This window comes from Andreprevotia sp. IGB-42 (assembly GCF_009848685.1).
Taxonomy (GTDB): domain Bacteria; phylum Pseudomonadota; class Gammaproteobacteria; order Burkholderiales; family Chitinibacteraceae; genus Andreprevotia.
This window is the reverse complement of record NZ_WXTX01000011.1, coordinates 106059-124887: the sequence shown is the minus strand read 5'-3', so window position 1 is coordinate 124887 and position 18829 is coordinate 106059. Positions and strand designations below refer to the sequence as shown.

The following is an 18829-nucleotide window of genomic DNA, read 5'->3' as shown; positions in this document are numbered from 1 at the left end:
CAATGCAGCTGGAAACCAAACCGCAAGGAGCTACATATGCTGAAGAATCAAGAAGGCCAACGCGTACCGAACGTGACTTTCCGCATCCGCGAAAACAACGAATGGAAGAACGTCACCACCGACGATCTCTTCGCTGGCAAGACCGTGGTGTTGTTCTCGCTGCCGGGCGCATTCACCCCGACGTGTTCGTCCACCCACCTGCCGCGCTACAACGAGCTGGCACCGGTGTTCAAGGCCAACGGTGTGGACGCCATCTTGTGTGTATCGGTGAACGATACCTTCGTGATGAACGAATGGGCGAAAGACCAGGAAGCACAAAATATCGTGATGATCCCGGACGGCAATGGCGAATTCACCGACGGCATGGGCATGCTGGTGGACAAGGCTGACCTGGGCTTTGGCAAGCGTAGCTGGCGCTATTCGATGCTGGTCAAAGACGGCGTGGTGAGCAAGATGTTCATCGAGCCGGAAAAGGAAGGCGACCCGTTCGAAGTATCGGACGCCGACACCATGCTCAACCATATTGCCCCGGCCGCGAAGACCCCGGATCAGGTGGTGGTGTTCAGCAAGGTGGGTTGCTCGTTCTGCGCCAAGGCCAAGAATCTGCTCAGCCAGCAGGGCATCGATTACATCGACGTGCCGCTGGACAACAAGATCCGCGGCAAGGTGCTGGGCGCCATCTCCGGTGAAATGACTGCGCCGCAGATCTTCATCAACGGCAAGCTGATCGGCGGCGCCGAAGCGCTGGAAAAGTACCTGGTGAAGTAAGCACACGCAGGGGGCTGTACCGGCCCCCTGCAGTTGCCAGACGGGATCGTGCCGGATATCGGCCCCCTGTAGTTGCCAGACGCGATTGAGCCGGATATCGGCCCCCCGTAGTTGCCAGACGAGATCGTGCCGGATGTCGGCACGATGCAGCCTGACCATTGCATCACGCTTATACCGATAACAAGGAGCAGCATATGAACATCATCCATACCGACGTTGCCGTGATCGGCGCCGGCACTGCCGGCCTTGCCGCCTACCGGGCCGCCAAGGCGGCTGGCAAAACCGCCGTGGTGATCGAAGGCGGTGCCTATGGCACCACCTGCGCCCGCGTGGGCTGCATGCCTTCCAAGTTGCTGATTGCCGCGGCCGATGCCGCGCACGAGCTGCGCCATACGGCGCCGTTTGGCGTGCATGTGCAGGGCGAAATCGTCATCGATGGCCGCGAGGTAATGGCGCGCGTGCGCAGCGAACGTGACCGCTTCGTGGGCTTCGTGGTGCGCGGCGTGGATAGCATCCCGCAGGATGACAAGCTGGTGGGCTATGCGCGCTTCATCGACAACACCACGCTGCAGGTGGACGAGCACACCCGCGTGCACGCCAGCCGCATCGTGATTGCCACCGGCTCCAGCCCGGCCGTGCTGGATGCCTTCAAGGTGTTCGGTGATCGCCTCGTCGTGAACGACGACGTGTTTGCCTGGCAGACCCTGCCGCGCAGCGTGGCGGTGTTCGGCCCTGGCGTGATCGGGCTGGAACTCGGGCAGGCCTTGTCGCGGCTGGGGGTGACGGTGCGGGTATTCGGCGCGCGTGGCGGTGTCGGCCATTTGTCCGACCCTGCGATCCGCGACTATGCGCTGCGTGCATTCCAGCAGGAGTTCTACCTGGATACGCAGGCGAAGATCGAGGACATGGCGCGCGATGGCGACGAAGCGGTGATCCGCTACGTGAACCTGGCTGGCGAAACCGTGACCGAGCGCTTTGAATACGTGCTGGCCGCCACCGGCCGCACACCCAACGTCAAGCACTTGGGGCTGGAAAACACCGGGCTGGCGCTGGATGCGCGCGGTGTGCCGCTGTTCGATCCGGATACGCTGCAGTGTGGCAACAGCGCGATCTTCATCGCCGGCGATGCCAACAACTTCTTGCCGCTGCTGCACGAAGCGGCGGACGAGGGCAAAACCGCCGGCGTCAATGCCGCCAGCTATCCTCATGTGCTGCCGGGCCTGCGCCGGGCAACGATTGCGGTGGTGTTCAGCGACCCGCAGCTGGCGCTGGTGGGCAAGCGCTTCGTGGAACTGAAACCCGATAGCTTCGTGGTTGGCGAGGTGAGCTTCGAGGATCAGGGCCGTTCACGCGTGATGCTGAAAAACCGCGGGCTGATGCACGTGTATGCGGACAAGGCCACCGGCGCCTTCCTGGGGGCCGAATGGATGGGCCCGCGTGCAGAGAACATCGCGCACACCTTGGCCTGGTCATTGCAAATGGGGCTGACCATCCACGAGATGCTGGATATGCCGTTCTATCATCCCGTGATCGAGGAAGGCTTGCGTACTGCACTGCGGGATGCTGCTGCGAAGTTGGCGGCAAGCCAGTAAACAGCCGAGGCACTAAACAGCAGCCATCAACAGCAAGCAGGGCCGGCCATACCATGGCTGGCCCTGCTTCATTCATTACAGATTAGACCGACTTGCCTTTGAAGATGTTCTGGCACAGATCCATCGAGTAATTGCTTGCCCATGCACTGGGAACAACCTCGGTGCCGATCTGCAGCTGCAACTTGAGGAAAGTCGCTTTGTCCCCGGCCCGGCAGGCAAACGAAGCGAATGCATTCAGGTTGCGTTTACTTTTAGGGTAGCGCTGCATCAAGTCCTCAAAACCCTTTTTCATTTTTGGCCACTTGATCAGGGTTTCCTTGAAAATATCCAGGCTGGTACCGTATTGCTGATCTACCGCCCAATAGAGGCGTGCATACATCGACTCTCCTTCGACCTGTCGCGTGCCGGCGGTAGAAGCGACAGCAAACTGATCAAGGCTTTCCCAGCTTCCGCCCCATTTTGGCGTCAGGGAGCGCGCGATCACGATATAAGTCTGGTAATAATACTTGTGCCGCTCAAGTGCTTCTTTTTCCAGTGCGGCAAGATACGCAACGTCTGCATTGGATTCGGACGCATTCTGGATCTGCAGCGTATACCAGAGCGGGTATGCTGCCGCGAATGATTTTGTCTCGTTCAACGAGGCTTCAGCGCGCTTCAAGCGCTCCTTGAAAAGCTTCCAGCCTGGCCCGGTAACAGAGCTGGAATAGCCACTCCCTCTGGCATCCCAAGCATAGCAACGCCAGTACGAGGCTTCCGCCAAAGCAACGCTGGGCGACTTGGGTTTCGCTTTTTTCAGTTCATCAAGATAGTCGGCATAGACCTTCCATGCCTTCTCGCTGCAGAAATAGTATTCGAGGCCTGTTGCATAAGCATTCATCTTCCAGCGGCCGTCATCGTTCTTTCCTTCGCTGCCCGATACGTTCAATTGCTCAAGAAACTGATCAAGTTCAACGATCTGCTCATTTCCCAGCATTTGAAGGACACTGTCGGTGACATCATTGTCACTCGAAGGCAGCGGAGGAGCCGTTGCGGCAAAACAAGGCAGGCAGAACAACACCAGGCAAAGGCTGGCAACGTGTTTCGCAAATCGATACATACCCTAAAACCCCTGAATACTGCTTGCATAAGCTAAAATTATCCCCGCATATTTTTGCACAAAAATTTCTACATCAGTAAATTTACAGGCTAGGTGCTGTCATCAAGGCCTGAATGAGGCATGTAGCCACGCTTTCTGCCGTCATCGCTCCCATGCCTTCCGGGTGATAGCGGGCATGACCCATCTGCACTCAAGGAGACCGATTTGAAATTGGCATGCCTGGTGAACTGCAGCAGTTGATCGCTAGGCGTCGTGATATGTTCTTGCATCGCCCTGCGTATCGCTCGTCTGCCGGGGTGTCGTTGCAAGAGCCAAGCTGAATCGGGGGCCAAACGCCATGCCATACTGTATTTTCTGTGATCGCGCGAACCTCGACTTGTTGGCGGAAAATGATCTTGTCTTTGCCGTGCGGGACAAATTCCCGGTAAGACGGCTGCACACGCTGATCCTCCCCAAGCGGCATGTCCCGGATACATTCGATCTGAGCCCGCAAGAACTGCACGCGCTATTCGAACTGGCGCGACAGATGAGAGACGGTGTGTTGAAAGAGGATCCGACTGTCACCGGCTTCAACTTCGGATCAAATAACGGCGCCGCAGCAGGACAAAAGATCTCGCATGTTCATTTCCACCTGATTCCGCGCCGGCCGGATGAAGCAGCGCCCCCTCCGGCCAACGGCCTGACATAGCTGGGGGCTTTCTGCGATAGGTGCGCAACGGCGCATTGCTTGGCTCGCTGATAGCGAGAGACAAGCCACAATCACATTTGGCATCACCGCTTCGCGCCCAGCCATCCCTAGCCTGGCCTCTTCCATGCAGCGCCAGTCGTTTTCTGCCATCATCCCGCCGATGCTCGATTCCGCCCTGCTTTTCATTGTTTCGCTGATCGCCAATACCCTGTCTGCGCTGGCTGGTGGCGGGGCCGGCTTGTTGCAATTGCCCATCCTGCTGTTCCTCGGCCTGCCTTTCGGCGTGGCGCTGGCCACGCACAAGCTGGCATCGGTGGCGCTGGGCGTGGGGGCGACGGCGCGGCATTTGCGCGCGGGCACGCTGGACTGGCGTTTTTCGGGCTTCATCCTGGCCTGCGGGCTACCGGGCGTGCTGCTTGGCTCAGTGCTGATCTTGCAGGTGCCGCAGCATGCCGCGCTGTGGGCGCTGGCGCTGCTGACCATCGGGCTATCGATCCAGTCCATGTTGTCGCCACTGCTGGGCCAGACCGCGCAGGTACGCAACCGCAGCGGTCACCGGCTGTGGCTGGGCGGCGGCATGCTGTTCCTGGTGGGGGCACTGAATGGCTCGCTCACCAGCGGCACCGGGCTATTCGTCACTGTGCTGCTGGTGCGCTGGTACGGGCTGGAATACAAATCCGCCGTAGCCTACACGCTGGTGCTGGTGGGGCTGTTCTGGAACGGCACCGGCGCGCTGGCGCTGGCCTTCCAGGCCGGGATTTACTGGCCGTGGGTGCCTGTGCTACTGGTGGCATCGCTGCTGGGGGGTTACCTGGGCGCGCACTGGGCGCTGGTGAAGGGTAACCGGCTGATCAAGCGCATGTTCGAGGTGGTGACCTTGCTCACCGGGCTGTCGCTGCTGTTCAAGGCTTTGAATTAAACAGCGCTTTCGGGCATATTCTGGCGGCGCTTCATAACCAGAAGATTGCCATGTCCCCGCTCAGCAAACTGTTTGAACACGCGCGCCAGTACCGGCGCAGCGCCATTCTTGCCAGTATCTATTCCGCACTGAACAAGCTTTTCGATGTGTTGCCCGAGGTATTGATCGGCGTGGCGGTCGATGTGGTGGTCAGCAAGCAGGATTCCTTTCTGGCGCGGTTGGGCGTGGTGGATACCCAGCAGCAACTGATCTGGCTGGGCATCCTTACCGTACTGATCTGGGGCGGTGAATCGCTGTTCCAGTACCTGTATTCGGTGGAGTGGCGCGAGCTGGCGCAGAACCTGCAGCACCAGCTGCGCCAGGAAGCGTACGCGCATGTGCAGAAGCTGGAGCTGGGCTGGTTCGAGAACCGCTCCAGCGGCAACCTGCTGGCGGTGATGAACGACGACATCAACCAGATGGAGCGCTTTCTCAATACCGGCGCCAACGCCATTTTGCAGATCGTGTGCTCGTCGGTGCTGATCGGCATCGTGTTCGTGGTGCTGGCGCCGAAACTGGCGCTGATCTCGCTGCTGCCGGTGCCCATCATCCTGTGGGGCACGTTCTGGTTCCAGAAACGGCTGGCGCCGCGCTATGCCGAGGTGCGTGAATCGGCAGGCCGCATCAATGGCCGGCTCAACAACAACCTGTACGGCATTGCCACCATCAAGAGCTATGCGGCGGAAGATTTCGAGGCCGCGCATGTCGAAGCAGCCAGCAGCGAATATGTGAACACCAACGCCGCAGCCATCCGCCTGTCGAGCGCGATCACGCCGGTGATCCGCATGGCGATCCTGGCGGGCTTTGTGGTGACCCTTGTGTACGGCGGCTGGATGGCGCTGCACGGCGAGATTGCCGTGGGCAGCTACAGCGTACTGGTTTACCTCACGCAGCGGCTGCTGTGGCCGTTTACCGGCCTGGCAGAAATTGCCGACCTGTACCAGCGCTCGATGGCATCCATCGACCGGGTGCTGGCGCTGATCAACACCCCCATCGGCATCCCGTATGCGGGCGCCGCGCTGCCACGTCCGCAAGTGCAGGGTGAACTGGTGTTCGACGGGATCGGCTTCAGCTACGACGGCACGCAGCCCACCTTGCGCGAGGTGTCGCTGACCCTGCCCGCCGGCAAGACCGTCGGCTTCGTGGGCAGTACCGGCTCCGGCAAGAGCACGCTGATCAAGTTGCTGCTGCGCTTCTACCTGCCGCAACAGGGCCGCATCCTGATCGATGGCAAGGATATTGCCGGGTTCGACCTGCAGGATTTGCGCCGCGCCATCGGCTACGTGGCGCAAGAGCCTTTCCTTACCGATGGCAGCGTGGCAGAGAACATTGCCTACGGCATGCCGCACGCCAGCCGCCAACAGATCGAAGCGGCCGGACGTGCTGCGGAAGCGGATGAATTCATTGCGCGGCTGCCGCAAGGCTACGACACACCGGTGGGCGAGCGCGGGCAGAAGTTGTCCGGCGGGCAGCGGCAGCGCATTGCGCTGGCGCGCGCCATCCTCAAGGACCCGGCCATCCTCATTCTTGACGAGGCCACCAGCGCGGTCGACAACGAAACCGAAGCCGCCATCCAGCGCTCGCTCACCCAGGTGGCACGCGGCCGTACCACGCTGGTGATTGCGCACCGCCTTTCCACCGTGCGCCATGCCGACATCATCCACGTGATGGAGCATGGCCGTATCGTCGAATCCGGCACGCACGATGCGCTGGTCGAGGCCAATGGCAGCTATGCGGCGCTGTGGCGGCTGCAGACCGGTGAAACGCAGGGCGACAACCCATTGCCGGCTTGATGCCGCCACAGCCCTGACCGTAGTGCGATGGCGATGCCGTCGCGCTGCACCGCACTGAGCCGGTGGCTTCCCCCGCCTTCACCGATCTATCCGGCGTTTAGCGCTACCCCATCACCACAATCTTTTATTTCCGTACAAACAGAAATTACAGAATAATAATAAGCACAGGACAGCCGCATCGTGCGGCGCCCGGGATTGGCGGGAGCGCACCATGGAAATCGTTCTATCGTTGTTGATGCTGCAGGGCGTGCTGGGCGCGCTCGATACCGTTTACCACCATGAGCTCACCGTGGCACTGCCGCGCCAGGCCAGCGCACGCAAGGAGCTGGCCATCCATTCGGTACGCGCGCTGCTGTATGGCGTGGTGTTTGCCGGCATTGCCTGGCTGGAATGGCGCGGTGGCTGGCTGCTGGTGCTGGCCGGGCTGGTAGGCATCGAAGTACTGCTGACGCTGTGGGATTTCGTGATTGAAGACAATAGCCGCAAGCTGCCGGCCACTGAACGGATACTGCACACGATACTGGCCATCAACGGGGGTGCGGTGTTCGGGCTGCTGGCCGTGCATGCGCTCATGCACTGGTGGCCGCAAGCCAGCGCGCTGGTGGTGCACGACTACGGCTGGCCGAGTTGGGTACTGAGCGTGTTTGCTGCGGGCGTTGCGCTATCGGGCGTGCGCGATGGCTGGGCGGCATTCCGGCTGGGCCACCCCGCCCCGGCAGCGCCCAACCCCTTCATCGGTGCGCACCGCCGCGTACTGGTGACGGGTGGCACCGGCTTCATCGGTACCGAACTGGTGCGCCAACTGCTGGTGGCCGGCCATGAGGTGACGTTGCTGGCGCGTGATCCGGTACGGGTGGCCTACCTGTTTGATGGCCAGGTACGTAGCGTGCGGCGCTTTGATGAGCTGGCACGCGATTGCGCGTTCGACGCCGTGATCAATCTGGCTGGTGCACCGGTGGCAGGCGGGCGCTGGACCGCAGCACGCAAGGCAGTACTGATGCGCAGCCGCGTGGACCTGACCGATGCGCTGGTGGCGTGGATACGTACTGCCACCCACCGGCCGGCGGTATTGATCAATGGCTCTGCCATCGGCTTTTATGGCGACCAGCCCGACGGTGCGCCGCTGGATGAAAACGCCCCGCCGGCCGATGAATTCATGAGCGCGCTGTGCCAGCGCTGGGAAGCGAGCGCCGCACAGGTGGACATCATGGACGTGCGCCGCGTGGTGCTGCGTCTGGGCTAGGTATTCGGCCCCGGCGGCCCGCTGCCGATGCTGCTGCTGCCGTTCCGGCTGGGGCTGGGTGGACGCATGGGCAGCGGCACGCAGTTGATGGGCTGGATCCACCGTGACGATGTGCTGGCGCTGATCGCGCGTGCACTGAGGGATGCCAGCATGCAGGGCGTCTACAACGCGGTGGCGCCGGATGCGCAACCGCAGGCCGAATTTGCCCGTACTGCCGCCCGGGTATTGCACCGCCCGGCACTGTTGCCGCTGCCGGCTACACCGGTACGCCTGCTGGCTGGCGAAATGGCGTTGTTGTTCTTCGGCGGCCAGCACGTACTGCCACGCCGGCTGCAGGAAAGTGGCTTTGCCTTCCGGTATCCCTCGCTCGAAGCGGCGCTGTGCGCGGAGGCGTGACATGAGCACCCTCTATCAACACGTACTGGGCGCTGACTACGCCAGGCTGGCGCCACTGCTGCAAACCCTGCACAGCCACCATGATCTCTGCTGGCAGGGGCTGGCCGATGTGCGCTGGGCCAGCCAGCGCTGGTTGCGGGCATTGCTGTGGCTCGGCCGCTTGCCGGCGGAAGGGCGGGACCAGCCTTGCAGCATCACGCTGCGCGAGCAGGCCGGAGGAGAGCTCTGGCAACGCCGCTTCGGCCAGCGCCGCATGGCATCGGCCCAGCATGCCGATGGCGCACAGCTGTACGAATCATTTGGTCCGTTCCGCTTGCAGTTAGCCAGTACGCGCCACCGCAATACGCTGGCGCAGCACAGTACGGCCACCCATTTTCTTGGCATCCGCGTGCCAGCGCGCTGGGCGCTGCGCGTGCATGCGATCGAGCGTGAATACGATGGCCGGCTGCATTTCGATGTCCGCATCGGCATCGGGCAGGAACTCGACCTGCTGCACTATCAGGGCTGGCTGCTGCCGGCGGGCGGTGCACCATGTCGATAATCGATGCCCGCTGCCGGATCGCTGCACCGGCAGCCAGCGCCTATGCAGCCTCGCAGAGCCATCGGCTCCGCCGCGCATGGGATCCATTCACCCGCCGCACCGATTATCTGGATGGCGCACGGCACGAGGCTGCCGGTGTACGGCTGCGGATCACTGCCTGGCACGGCATGCAGATGGAAGTGACCTATGTAGCGGTCCGGCCGGGTGAGCGTGCCGCCATCTGCATGACGCGAGGGCCGTTCTTTCTGCAAAGCTTCGCCGGCAGCTGGGTGTTCACGCCTGTGGGTGAGCAAGGCTGCAAAGTGCGGTTCCGCTACCATCTCAGCGCCAAGCCGTGGCTGCGCTGGCTGGAACCGATCATGCAGCGCTATTTCCATTTTGAAACGAGCCGGCGTTTGCAGGCACTGCGCCACCATTGCGAATCTGCATGACGCAAATCACCCTTTACCTGTTGGGCGGTAACGGTAGCTGCGCACGCTGGTGGCAACAGGCGTTGCCGTATTTCCAGCAACACCGGGCACAGGCGATCGAGCTACCCGGCTTTGGCGACAGGCAACATGAGCATCGGCGCTACCCGCTTGCGCGAGCTGGGCAGACCATCGGCCATCGTGCCCGACATCGAAGCCGGCTGGCTGGGCAAGCAGGCGCGTTACCACGATGGCCAGTTGGTGGCGATAGCCGGTGCCGGCAGCAAAACGGAGCTGCTAGACTCGGCGCATGACTGATACCGCTTTCCTGCCGCTGTTTGCACTGCCCGCCCCCGATCAGCCTGCGCTGGTGTTTGCCTTTGCCGGCGGCGACCTGCTGCTGGGGGGTAATGCCACCTTGCCGGCACTGCCTGAACTGACCGGGCTGGGTACGCCAGAGCTCGACGTGATCATCGGCGCGCTCGATGGTGTGCCGTGCCGCTTGCTGGGCTGGGCCACCGGGGTTGCGGCCGGCGATCACCTGCAGGCCATCAACCTGCGCGCGGTGCATGGCATGATCAGCGACGAACACTTTGCGGTGGCGGTACGCGCCAAGCAGTTGCTGCACTGGGATCGTGATCACCGCCACTGCGGGCGCTGCGGCACCGCTACGCGGATCGAGAACGGCGAAATGGCCAAGGTATGCCCGGCCTGCGCGCACCGTATGTACCCGCGCATCTCGCCGGCGATGATGGTGCTGATCAAGCGCGGCAACGCGCTGCTGCTGGGCCGCTCGCCCCATTTCCGCCCGGGCATGTACAGCGCGCTGGCCGGTTTTGTGGAGCCCGGCGAATCGGTGGAAGATTGCGTGCATCGCGAAGTGCTGGAGGAAGTGGGGCTGAAGGTGACCAACCTGCGCTGGTTCCAGAGCCAGTCGTGGCCATTTCCACACTCGCTGATGCTGGCGTTCTTTGCCGATTACGTATCGGGCGAGATCGTGCCGCAACCGGGCGAGATCGAAGATGCACAGTGGTTTACTGCCGATGCATTGCCGGGGCTGCCCTCCGGTGCCAGCATTGCGTGGCGATTGATCCACGCAGGGCTGGCCGAGCTGGCGGCGGAAAACGCTGGCTGAGCGGCGTTTTCTGCCCCTTGCGGCCTAATGCGCGTGCAGCTCCCACACCACGTTGACGATTTTCCAGCTGCCATTGATGCGCGCCAGCGCCAGGTAATCCACCCAGTCCTGCGCCACCAGCTTTACCGCCGCCATATCGCCGCTGACATCCAGCACGGTGACATCCGCGCGGCGCAGTGAGGGCTCGCGTGTTGCCCCGGTACCTTTGCCGGTGTAGTAGATCAGGCCATCAGCGCCCATTTCATCGATGCGCGTGCTGTTGGTCGCTTGCACCAGGTTGCGCTTGGCCAGCTCGGGGGCCAGTGCATTGCGCATGCGCGTGGCGTTGCCGTCGTACCAGCCGTCGATATAGTCATGCGCAACGGCATCCAGTGCCTTGCAATCAGCGGGGGCGCACGGGGCGGCCTGTGCGCTTTGCGCGCCCAGCACCAGCGTGCTTGCCAGCCATAGCGTGGGGATGAGCCGGTTCACGGTAGCGTTCATGGCTGCGCCCCCTGCAGGATGTTGATGATTTTCCATTGCCCGGCCACGCGGCCCAGCTGCAGGTATTCGGTGCCCCGCGTGCCACGCACGCTGGCAAATGCCACGTTGTGATAGACATCAAGTACGGCAATATCCGTTGCAGCGTTGCTGGCCGATTTGTTGCCGGCCACTGCCGCCGTGAGCGCTGTTGCATCCGCACTTTGCAAGCTGCCTGCCCGCAGTTTGCGCTGCACCGTTTGCGCATGCACGGTGCCGGCCACTTTGGCGGCATCCGCAGTTTGCCAGCCTGTTGCGTAATCACTGGCGACCTGCCGCACCGCTGCGGTGTCGTCCACCATGCCGGCCAACCCCGGCGGGGCAAGCAGCACGCTTGCCCAGATCATCCATGCCTGTTTCATTGCCGCTCCTTCCGGGCTGCGAAGGCAACCCTGCTGTGGCGCATTCTGGAAGGCCCGGCATGCCTTTGCCATGCCGCGGCAGGCATGCAGGTCATGCGTGCGCGGCATGACTGCGCAGCGGTTTATTCGCCTACCATGAATGGATGCGCATACCGGAGGCAAGCATGCAGAACGCGGCGCTAAGCCAGATCGATTTCAACCTGCTGCTGGTGCTCGATCAGTTGCTGCGCCATGGCAGCGTGACTGCGGCGGCCGATGCAGCGGGGGTAACACAATCTGCAATGAGCCGTTCGCTGGCGCGGCTGCGCGCCATTTTCAACGATCCCCTGTTCGTCCGCAGCGGCAACCGCATGGTGCCCACCGCCAGGACCGAGGGCCTGCGCGCGCCGCTCAAGCAGGTGCTGGGGCAGATCAACGCGATGCTGGCACCGGTGGCCTTCAATCCGCAGCAGGCCTGCGGGCATTTCCGGCTGGCAGTCACCAGCAACGCGATCTGCTCGCTGCTGCCCGAAGCCTTGATCCGGCTGGAGCAGCAGGCGCCGGGGCTGACGCTGGAAGTATCCGGCTGGAACCCGTCCACCTTGCAGGACATCGGCGACAACGGTGCCGATCTGGCGTTTGGCGTTGCGCCCGCTGCGCCGCCGGGTGTATTCCAGCGGCTGGTGTTCCGCGATGAGTTTGCTTGCGCGGTGCGGCAGGGTCACCCCTTGCTTGAACACGGCGGCCTGACGTTTGCCAATTACTGCAGCTGGCCGCACGCGGAGCTGTCGATGGGCAGCGATATGCGCGGCCGTATCGACGATGCACTGGCGGCAAGCGGCCGCCAGCGGCGCGTGGGCTTGCTGACGCCGCAATTCTGGGTGGCGCTGGAAGTAGTATCGCGCACCGACCTGATCATCACCGCACCCGCGCACCTGCTCAGCCACTACCAGCCCCATATGGGCTTCGTGATCCTGCCTGCGCCCGGTATCCGGCTGCCGGCACTCAGCTATTCGCTGTTCTGGCATGCACGCCACCAGCACGACTTGCGCCACGCCTGGATACGCCGCTCGCTGTGCGAGCTGTTCCGCGAGCGCATGGGCGAAAAAGCGGTGGATGCCGTCGAGGTGATGGCGGGCTAGGCACGGTGGGCATCACGCAGCGATGCTGACGAGGTGCGGCCGACGATGTGTGGCCGACGAGGTGCGGTACGCCCCGCACTCACACGCCCCCGCACAATGCGCCCCGCAGCGCTTTGTTAACCGCGCTAAGCGGCCTGCCGGCGATACTGCAGCACCACGGTGGCAAGGCCGCCGGCAAGCAGCCCCCAGAATGCCGCGCCGATCCCGAACAGCGTCAGCCCGGATGCGGTAACCAGGAAGGTGATCAGTGCCGGCTCGCGCTGGTGTTCATCGCGCACTGCGGCCAGCAGGCCACCGCCGATGGTGTTGATCAGCGCAAAGCCGGCCACCGCCAGCACCAGTTCCTTGGGAAAGGCGGCGAACAGCGCACCCACGGTGGCCCCGAATATGCCCACCAGCAAGTAGAACACCCCGGCGGATACGGCGGCCAGATAGCGTTTTTTGGCATCTTCGTGCGCTTCCGGCCCCATGCAGATGGCGGCGGTAATGGCGGCAAGATTGAGTGCAAACGCGCCGAATGGCGCCAGCAGCAGGTTGATCACGCCGGTGGTGCCGATCACCGGCGAAATGGGCGGGTGGTAACAGGATGCGCGCAGCACCGCCACGCCGGGGATATTCTGCGATGCCATGGTCACCACGAACAGCGGCAGCGCCACGCCGATCAGCGCATGCCAGGACAACGCCGGCACAGTGAATACGGGCGTGGCCAGCGCGAAATGCACGCCAGAAAGATGCAGCTGCCCCTGCAGCGCAGCGACGACGATACCGGTGGCCAGCACGCCGACGATGGCATAGCGCGGCAGCAGCCGGCGCAGCAGCAGATACATCGCCAGCATGGCGCCTACCATCACGAACTGCGTTTGCAGTGCGCCGAATGCGCCCATGCCGAAACGCAGCAGCACGCCGGCCAGCATGGCGGAGGCCATCCCCAGCGGCACCCGTGCCATCGCTCGCTCGAACACGCCGGAGAACCCGGCCAGCGCGATCAGCAGCGCGGACACCATGAAGGCGCCAACCGCCTCGGCCATCGGCACGCCCGCCACGCTGGTCACCAGCATGGCCGCCCCCGGCGTGGACCACGCGGTGACAATGGGCACCTTGTAGCGCAGCGACAGCCCGATACAGCTCAGCCCCATGGCGAGTCCCAATGCCCACATCCACGATGCCACTTCGGCCGGGCTGGCACCCAGCGCCTGCGCCGCCTGGAAAACGATCACCGCCGAGCTGGTAAAGCCCACCAGCACGGTAACAAAGCCCGCCACCACGGCAGAAAAGGGAAATACGCGCATCACCAGCTTCCGTTCGATTATCGCTTTCATTCTGGGCGGCAAACGCGCCACCGCACAGTTACAGCGGCTTGCCCGTGCAGGCAGCACACCGTGCAGGGCTGTACGTGACGTTACGCAGTGGCCGCCCCCGCAAGCTTGACGCAAAGCACGCCAGCGCGTTACGTTTGTTGCATGACCTGCGCCAATGCACTCCACGCCAAATCCGTCTGGTGGCTAAAAGCCCATCAGCGGTAGCGTGCGCGCACGCCACCGCAATGCTGCGGTGGTATCGAGCAAACCAGCCTTCCATCGCGGCCCGCCCAATCATCAGGAGCCGTGCATGACATCCGCCCCACCCGCCCCCGAACCGCGTAGCAACGAACAGATCGGCGTGATCTTCGCCATCCTGGCCGCCAGTGGTTTTGCCACCAAGGCCGTGTTCGTCAAACTGGCGTATCGCCACGGCGTGGATGCGATCACGCTGCTGACGTTGCGCCTGCTATGCAGCCTGGTGGTACTGGGTGCCTTGCGTCTGCTGTGGCGGCGCCCGGCTGCAACGCCGGTGGCGCAGCGCGATTATGCGTGGCTGCTGTTGCTGGGGTTTCTGGGCTATTACCTGTCGAGCATCACCGATTTCATCGGCCTGCAAACGGTCAGTGCCAGCCTGGAGCGGCTGGTGCTGTACCTCTACCCCACGCTGACGGTGCTGTTCTCCGCGGTGTACCTGCGCACGCGCATCACGCGGCGCACCACGCTGGCACTGGTCATCACCTATGTGGGCATAGCGCTGGTGGTGTGGCCGGGCCTGCATAACGCGCATGCCGATCTGCAGGGGTTGCTGTGGGTGTTCGGCAGCAACGTGGCGTTTGCGCTTTACCTCACGCTGAGCCCGCCGCTGATCGCCCGCGTGGGGTCGATGCGCTTTACCGAAATGGCACTGACGGTATCGGCCGGCGTGATGCTGGCGCATTTCCTGATTGCGCGGCCCATCGCTGACCTGATCCAGCCGTGGCCGGTGTATGCATACGCCAGCGTGATGGCAATGATTTCCACCGTACTGCCCATCTACCTGATGAGCATGGCGATGGCACGCATCGGCGCTGGCCGCACTGCGGTGGTGGGCAGCTTTGGCCCCATCATCACCATCGTGCTCAGCATGGGCATCCTGGATGAACATCTGAGCGTGGTGCAATGGCTGGGTGCGGCGGTGGTGTTTGCCGGCGTCACTCTGGTCAGCCGCAAATCGTGAAGATGCCCGGCCCATGGCAGCATCTGCGTGCTGCGGGCCGGGGTGTGACAAGCAGATTGAGATCACAACGCTTGTCAGCTATAGCTAAGCAATAGTCAATCCGGCCCTTTTCATCACCCATGGAAACAGCAGCATCCACCGCGTTGGCCCGCTGGGGTTTTGCCCTTTGGCTGGCCTATCTGCTTGCCGCTCTCGCCGTCCTTGCCTGGCAGGATGCGCTGCTGGGGCTGATTTGCGGCACGCGCTGATTCCCCTCTTCCGGCAGGCTTATGGCATCCACTTCATCGTTTGACGAGATTCTGCAACAGCGCACGCGCGAAGCGGCCGCGCAGGCAGACCGCACCATGCTGCAGGTGCTGGGCGGGCTGCTGGTGGTATCGCTGGGGCTGGCCGCCTGGCACGGCACCTGGCTGTCGGCGTTGCTGATCGGCCTGCCGGCACTGGTGGGGCCGTTGCTGCTGTACCAGGCACAGCCGGGGGGCCTGCTGGTGCGCCTAGCCAGCAGCGCCGCGCTGATGGCGTTTGCCGCGCTGCAGATCCACCAGAGCCACGGCATGCTGGAATTTCACTTTTCCATTTTCTGTCTGCTGGCCTTTTTGCTGTATTACCGCGACTGGCGGCCCATCGTGTTTGCTGCCGCGCTGATCGCCGTGCACCACGTGGCATTCAGCCTGCTGCAGGCCGCGCAGATGCCGGTGTTTGCCTTCCCCGCCGGGCAGAACAGCCTGGGGCTGGTGGTGATCCACGCAGTGTTCGTGGTGGTGGAAGCCGGCGTGCTGTGCCTGCTGGCCACGCGCATGGGCAGCGAGCGCCAAGTTTCATACCTGGTGGCCGCGCAGGCCGAATTGATCAGCCAGGGCGACCTGGCCACGCGGGTGGCGCATCAGGGCAGTGGCAGCCGGCTGCTGGCGCTGGTCGTTGGCATGCAGGATCAGTTGAGCAAGCTGATCCGCGACATTTCCGCCAACAGCAACCAGATCGACAAGGATTGCGGCGAGCTGAGCCGGCTGGCCGGCGATGCGGCAGCCAATTCGGCACGGCGTGTGGCCGGCGTCACGCAAAGTGCCAGCGATACGCAGCAACTGGCTGCGCATATCAACCAGTTGGCCGGGCATGCCGATGCGGCTGCCGCACTGGCCGGCCATTCGGCCGACGAAGCCGCCAGCGGCAACCAGATCGTTGCCAGCTCTGCGGGCGAAATGCAATCCATCGTCACCCAACTGGCCGATACCTCGGGCCGGGTGGAAAGCCTGATCGAGCAGACGGGGCGCATTGCCGGCATCGTCGGTGTAATCCGCGAGATTGCCGATCAGACCAACCTGCTGGCGCTCAACGCCGCCATCGAAGCGGCGCGGGCCGGCGAGCAGGGCCGTGGCTTTGCGGTGGTCGCCGATGAAGTGCGCAAGCTGGCCGAGCGTACCGGCCAGGCCACCGGCGAAATCCAGGGCATGATCAACGACATGCAAAGCAGCAAGACCATTGCGCTGGAAGGCATGCAGGCGGTGATCAAGCGTGCCGATCATGGATTGCAGCTGGCGGGGGATGCCGGCAGTGCCATCGTGGGCGTGAGCAATGCCACGCGCGATGCCGCGCGCCAGGTCACCGAGATGGCCAGCGCCTTGCGCGATGAGGCAGAAAACAGCAGCCGCATCGAAGCGGCATTGCAGGCACTGGTGCAGGCCGCGCATACCGGTAACGAGATCACCCAGCGTACTGCCGAGCTTGCCGATGACCTCAAGCAGGTGGCTGCCAGCGTGCGCAGCGGCCTGGGGCAATTCCGGCTGTGAATACCCGGCATGCGTGCAATGCCGTGTCATCCTGCGGTAACCTCGCAAGGCGTAATCCGGGAGAAACAGCATGGAATATCATGAAGGCGTGATCCGTTTCAGCTTCGACGACATCAAGCAGGGCGGCGGCAACAACTGGCAGGCCGAACGCGAGTTGCTCAATCGGTTCAATCACGAGGAAATGAGTCGCGAAGAACGCCAGGCAATGCTGAAACAGATGTTTGCCGAAGCCGAGGATGCGTGGGTGACCGCACCGCTGGGCCTGGCTGGCGGGCAGAAAATCCGCCTGGGCCGCCGGGTATTCATCAACAGCAATGTGGTACTGGGCGGTGGCGCCCCCATCACCATCGGCGAGCACACGCTGATCGGCCCCAATGTGCAGATCATGACCGCCACCCACCCGGTAGACCCGACCGAGCGCCAGCGCTGGGCATTCTGGGCGGCGCCCATCACCATTGGCCAGAACGTGTGGATCGGCGCTTCGTCCATCATCTGCGCCGGGGTGACCATTGGCGACCATAGCGTGATCGGCGCAGGCAGCGTAGTGACCAAGGATATACCAGCCTGTGTGCTGGCCGCCGGCAACCCGTGCAAGGTGATCCGCGAGCTGGACCCGCCCGACATGGCCACGTTGTACGAGCTCAATACCTGAGCAGAGCAGACCTGATCGCAGCTGCCGTAGCCACCTAGACAGCCTCGGCCACCAGCCCGGCTGCCTCGTGCACCGGCTCGTGCGGGCGCGCGGGTTCCGGCGGCAGCGGTACTGCGGCGAATTCAGCACGCTCGATGAAGCCCAGCGCTTCGAGTTCGCGCAGTTGCGGCCACGCGGTTTCGCCGAAGACTTCGATCAGTGTCGACAGCGGGCGCTGGCCATCCACCAGCACCAGCAACTGCCGCGTGCGCCCGTCCACCAGTTTGTCGCGGCCGCTGATCGCTGCGGCACCCGCCACAGTCTTGCGGTAACGCCAGTCATCCATCATGCGGTCACGCATCGCCAGCAGCGAATCCATCATGCTGCCCGCGGGGAACGCATTGCGCCGCATGGCAAGGCGCAGGCGCCCGGCAGCAAGGTCAGCAGCCAGGCTGACGGCAGCATCCAGATCGAGGCCGATATCGCGCACCACGGCGCGGGTACTGCGCCATGCGGTCAGCAAGGCGATCAACGCGGTGGCCGCCCCCAGCAGGATCAGCCAGTAGCGGGCCGCCGCCACGCTGGCCGTGCTTTGCTGTACCGCATGCGCGGCCATGGCAGTGCGCTCGGCCAGCATGTGATCCAGCACCGTGAACACGCCGGCACGCTGCTGGCGCAGTTCGATATTCACTTCGGTAGTGGCGCCGTAGCGGTCCTGGATATCGAGCATGTCGCGGATTTGCATCACTTCCGCGTTGTAGCCAGCCAGTGCCTGCAACAGCTGCGCCTTGGCCTGCGCGGTTTCCACGCCACCCAGTTGCTGGCCCAATTGCGCGATGCTGCGGTGCGCAGCATCCACCTGCCTGGCAAGCGCTTGTGCCTTGGCCGGCTGGTCGGCCAGCAGCAATCGCAGCAGATAGCCCTCCTCGGCCAGGATGGCTTCCTTGAGCCGGTGCACGGTTTCGAGCTGGCGGTTGTTTTCGACCACCACGTTGCGCAGCTGGTCTTCCAACTCGCCCATCTGGTGCCAGCTGTAGCCGGTAATCACCGCCAGCAATGCAATCACCGCGGCAAAACCCAGCCCCAGCCGTTGCCCCATGGTCAGCCGCAAGATGGCCATCGCAAACCCCGGATTCATTTAGACGTTCGGAGCTTAATCACCCTCGGTGACACGGCGATTGCAGCAGAATGACAAACGCATGCAGCATGCTGGCAAGCTGGAGCGGGCAAAAAAAAGCCGGGCTAAGCCCGGCTGCAAGCGAGATAGATGGAAAC

General features: G+C 63.2%; 21 protein-coding genes. 16 read left to right on the top strand and 5 right to left on the bottom strand.

The annotated features are described in order from the left end of the window. The first annotated feature begins 36 nt into the window (after positions 1 to 36). Together IGB42_RS16575 and IGB42_RS16570 are read left to right on the top strand one after the other, a co-directional pair. Positions 37 to 768 (top strand): glutathione peroxidase, encoded by a 732-nt coding sequence (locus tag IGB42_RS16575; RefSeq protein ID WP_159673694.1) that lies wholly within the window; start codon positions 37 to 39, stop codon positions 766 to 768. A gap of 194 nt (positions 769 to 962) precedes the next feature. Beyond that, positions 963 to 2360 carry a dihydrolipoyl dehydrogenase gene (locus IGB42_RS16570; RefSeq protein ID WP_159673692.1) on the top strand — a complete coding sequence of 466 codons (1398 nt, stop codon included), beginning with the start codon at positions 963 to 965 and terminating at the stop codon, positions 2358 to 2360. Between the two features lie 82 nt (positions 2361 to 2442). Here the strand turns inward: IGB42_RS16570 and IGB42_RS16565 are convergent, their stop codons facing one another. Beyond that, positions 2443 to 3456 (bottom strand): hypothetical protein, encoded by a 1014-nt coding sequence (locus IGB42_RS16565; RefSeq protein WP_159673689.1) that lies wholly within the window; start codon positions 3454 to 3456, stop codon positions 2443 to 2445. A 337-nt stretch (positions 3457 to 3793) separates the two neighbouring features. On the opposite strand from IGB42_RS16565, the gene IGB42_RS16560 reads away from it, so the two are divergent. The 9 genes from IGB42_RS16560 (at position 3794) to nudC (ending at position 10617) form a co-directional block, all read left to right on the top strand. Next, positions 3794 to 4144, top strand: coding sequence for an HIT family protein (locus tag IGB42_RS16560; RefSeq protein WP_159673685.1), 351 nt, complete (start codon positions 3794 to 3796; stop codon positions 4142 to 4144). A gap of 124 nt (positions 4145 to 4268) precedes the next feature. Then, positions 4269 to 5063, top strand: coding sequence for a sulfite exporter TauE/SafE family protein (locus IGB42_RS16555; protein ID WP_236822619.1), 795 nt, complete (start codon positions 4269 to 4271; stop codon positions 5061 to 5063). Positions 5064 to 5113: 50 nt separating this feature from the next. Continuing rightward, the gene (locus IGB42_RS16550; protein WP_159673683.1) at positions 5114 to 6895 is read left to right on the top strand and encodes an ABC transporter ATP-binding protein; all 1782 of its coding nucleotides are present in this window, start codon (positions 5114 to 5116) and stop codon (positions 6893 to 6895) included. Between the two features lie 211 nt (positions 6896 to 7106). Further along, a complete protein-coding gene (locus IGB42_RS16545; protein ID WP_201799977.1) occupies positions 7107 to 8138 on the top strand; it encodes an NAD-dependent epimerase/dehydratase family protein in 1032 nt (343 codons plus the stop codon). 27 nt (positions 8139 to 8165) lie between these two features. After that, positions 8166 to 8534 (top strand): DUF1731 domain-containing protein, encoded by a 369-nt coding sequence (locus IGB42_RS22015; RefSeq protein WP_201799976.1) that lies wholly within the window; start codon positions 8166 to 8168, stop codon positions 8532 to 8534. Position 8535: 1 nt separating this feature from the next. Further along, entirely contained in the window at positions 8536 to 9075 is a 540-nt protein-coding gene (locus IGB42_RS16540; protein WP_159673681.1) for a DUF4166 domain-containing protein, read from the top strand. Beyond that, positions 9066 to 9506 carry an SRPBCC family protein gene (locus IGB42_RS16535; protein WP_159673679.1) on the top strand — a complete coding sequence of 147 codons (441 nt, stop codon included), beginning with the start codon at positions 9066 to 9068 and terminating at the stop codon, positions 9504 to 9506. The genes IGB42_RS16540 and IGB42_RS16535 overlap by 10 nt, the downstream gene beginning before the upstream one ends. Positions 9507 to 9632: 126 nt before the next feature. Then, entirely contained in the window at positions 9633 to 9800 is a 168-nt protein-coding gene (locus IGB42_RS16530) for a hypothetical protein (protein ID WP_159673677.1), read from the top strand. Then, positions 9793 to 10617: an NAD(+) diphosphatase gene (gene nudC / locus IGB42_RS16525; RefSeq protein ID WP_159673675.1), complete on the top strand. Its 825-nt coding sequence runs from the start codon at positions 9793 to 9795 to the stop codon at positions 10615 to 10617. Before IGB42_RS16530 ends, nudC begins: the two co-directional genes overlap by 8 nt. 24 nt (positions 10618 to 10641) lie before the next feature. On the opposite strand, the gene IGB42_RS16520 is transcribed toward nudC, so the two are convergent. Together IGB42_RS16520 and IGB42_RS16515 are read right to left on the bottom strand one after the other, a co-directional pair. Further along, positions 10642 to 11100, bottom strand: a complete 459-nt coding sequence (locus IGB42_RS16520; RefSeq protein ID WP_159673673.1) for a nuclear transport factor 2 family protein — start codon at positions 11098 to 11100, stop codon at positions 10642 to 10644. Then, positions 11097 to 11498 carry a nuclear transport factor 2 family protein gene (locus IGB42_RS16515; protein WP_159673671.1) on the bottom strand — a complete coding sequence of 134 codons (402 nt, stop codon included), beginning with the start codon at positions 11496 to 11498 and terminating at the stop codon, positions 11097 to 11099. Before IGB42_RS16515 ends, IGB42_RS16520 begins: the two co-directional genes overlap by 4 nt. A 164-nt stretch (positions 11499 to 11662) precedes the next feature. Between IGB42_RS16515 and IGB42_RS16510 the strand changes: the two genes are divergently transcribed. Next, positions 11663 to 12619 carry a LysR family transcriptional regulator gene (locus IGB42_RS16510; protein ID WP_159673669.1) on the top strand — a complete coding sequence of 319 codons (957 nt, stop codon included), beginning with the start codon at positions 11663 to 11665 and terminating at the stop codon, positions 12617 to 12619. Positions 12620 to 12744: 125 nt separating this feature from the next. Here the strand turns inward: IGB42_RS16510 and IGB42_RS16505 are convergent, their stop codons facing one another. Then, the gene (locus tag IGB42_RS16505; protein WP_159673667.1) at positions 12745 to 13938 is read right to left on the bottom strand and encodes a benzoate/H(+) symporter BenE family transporter; all 1194 of its coding nucleotides are present in this window, start codon (positions 13936 to 13938) and stop codon (positions 12745 to 12747) included. A 289-nt stretch (positions 13939 to 14227) separates the two neighbouring features. On the opposite strand from IGB42_RS16505, the gene IGB42_RS16500 reads away from it, so the two are divergent. From IGB42_RS16500 to IGB42_RS22570, 4 genes are all read left to right on the top strand, one after another. Then, positions 14228 to 15136 (top strand): DMT family transporter, encoded by a 909-nt coding sequence (locus IGB42_RS16500; RefSeq protein ID WP_159673665.1) that lies wholly within the window; start codon positions 14228 to 14230, stop codon positions 15134 to 15136. Positions 15137 to 15255: 119 nt separating this feature from the next. Next, entirely contained in the window at positions 15256 to 15384 is a 129-nt protein-coding gene (locus IGB42_RS22460) for a hypothetical protein (protein WP_255461507.1), read from the top strand. Positions 15385 to 15405: 21 nt separating this feature from the next. Beyond that, positions 15406 to 16923 carry a methyl-accepting chemotaxis protein gene (locus IGB42_RS22575; protein WP_304505766.1) on the top strand — a complete coding sequence of 506 codons (1518 nt, stop codon included), beginning with the start codon at positions 15406 to 15408 and terminating at the stop codon, positions 16921 to 16923. 70 nt (positions 16924 to 16993) lie between these two features. Then, positions 16994 to 17575, top strand: coding sequence for a sugar O-acetyltransferase (locus IGB42_RS22570; RefSeq protein WP_159673663.1), 582 nt, complete (start codon positions 16994 to 16996; stop codon positions 17573 to 17575). A gap of 34 nt (positions 17576 to 17609) precedes the next feature. Here IGB42_RS22570 and IGB42_RS16485 read toward each other — a convergent pair whose 3' ends face one another. Continuing rightward, positions 17610 to 18692: an MCP four helix bundle domain-containing protein gene (locus IGB42_RS16485; RefSeq protein WP_159673661.1), complete on the bottom strand. Its 1083-nt coding sequence runs from the start codon at positions 18690 to 18692 to the stop codon at positions 17610 to 17612. Positions 18693 to 18829: the final 137 nt, after the last annotated feature.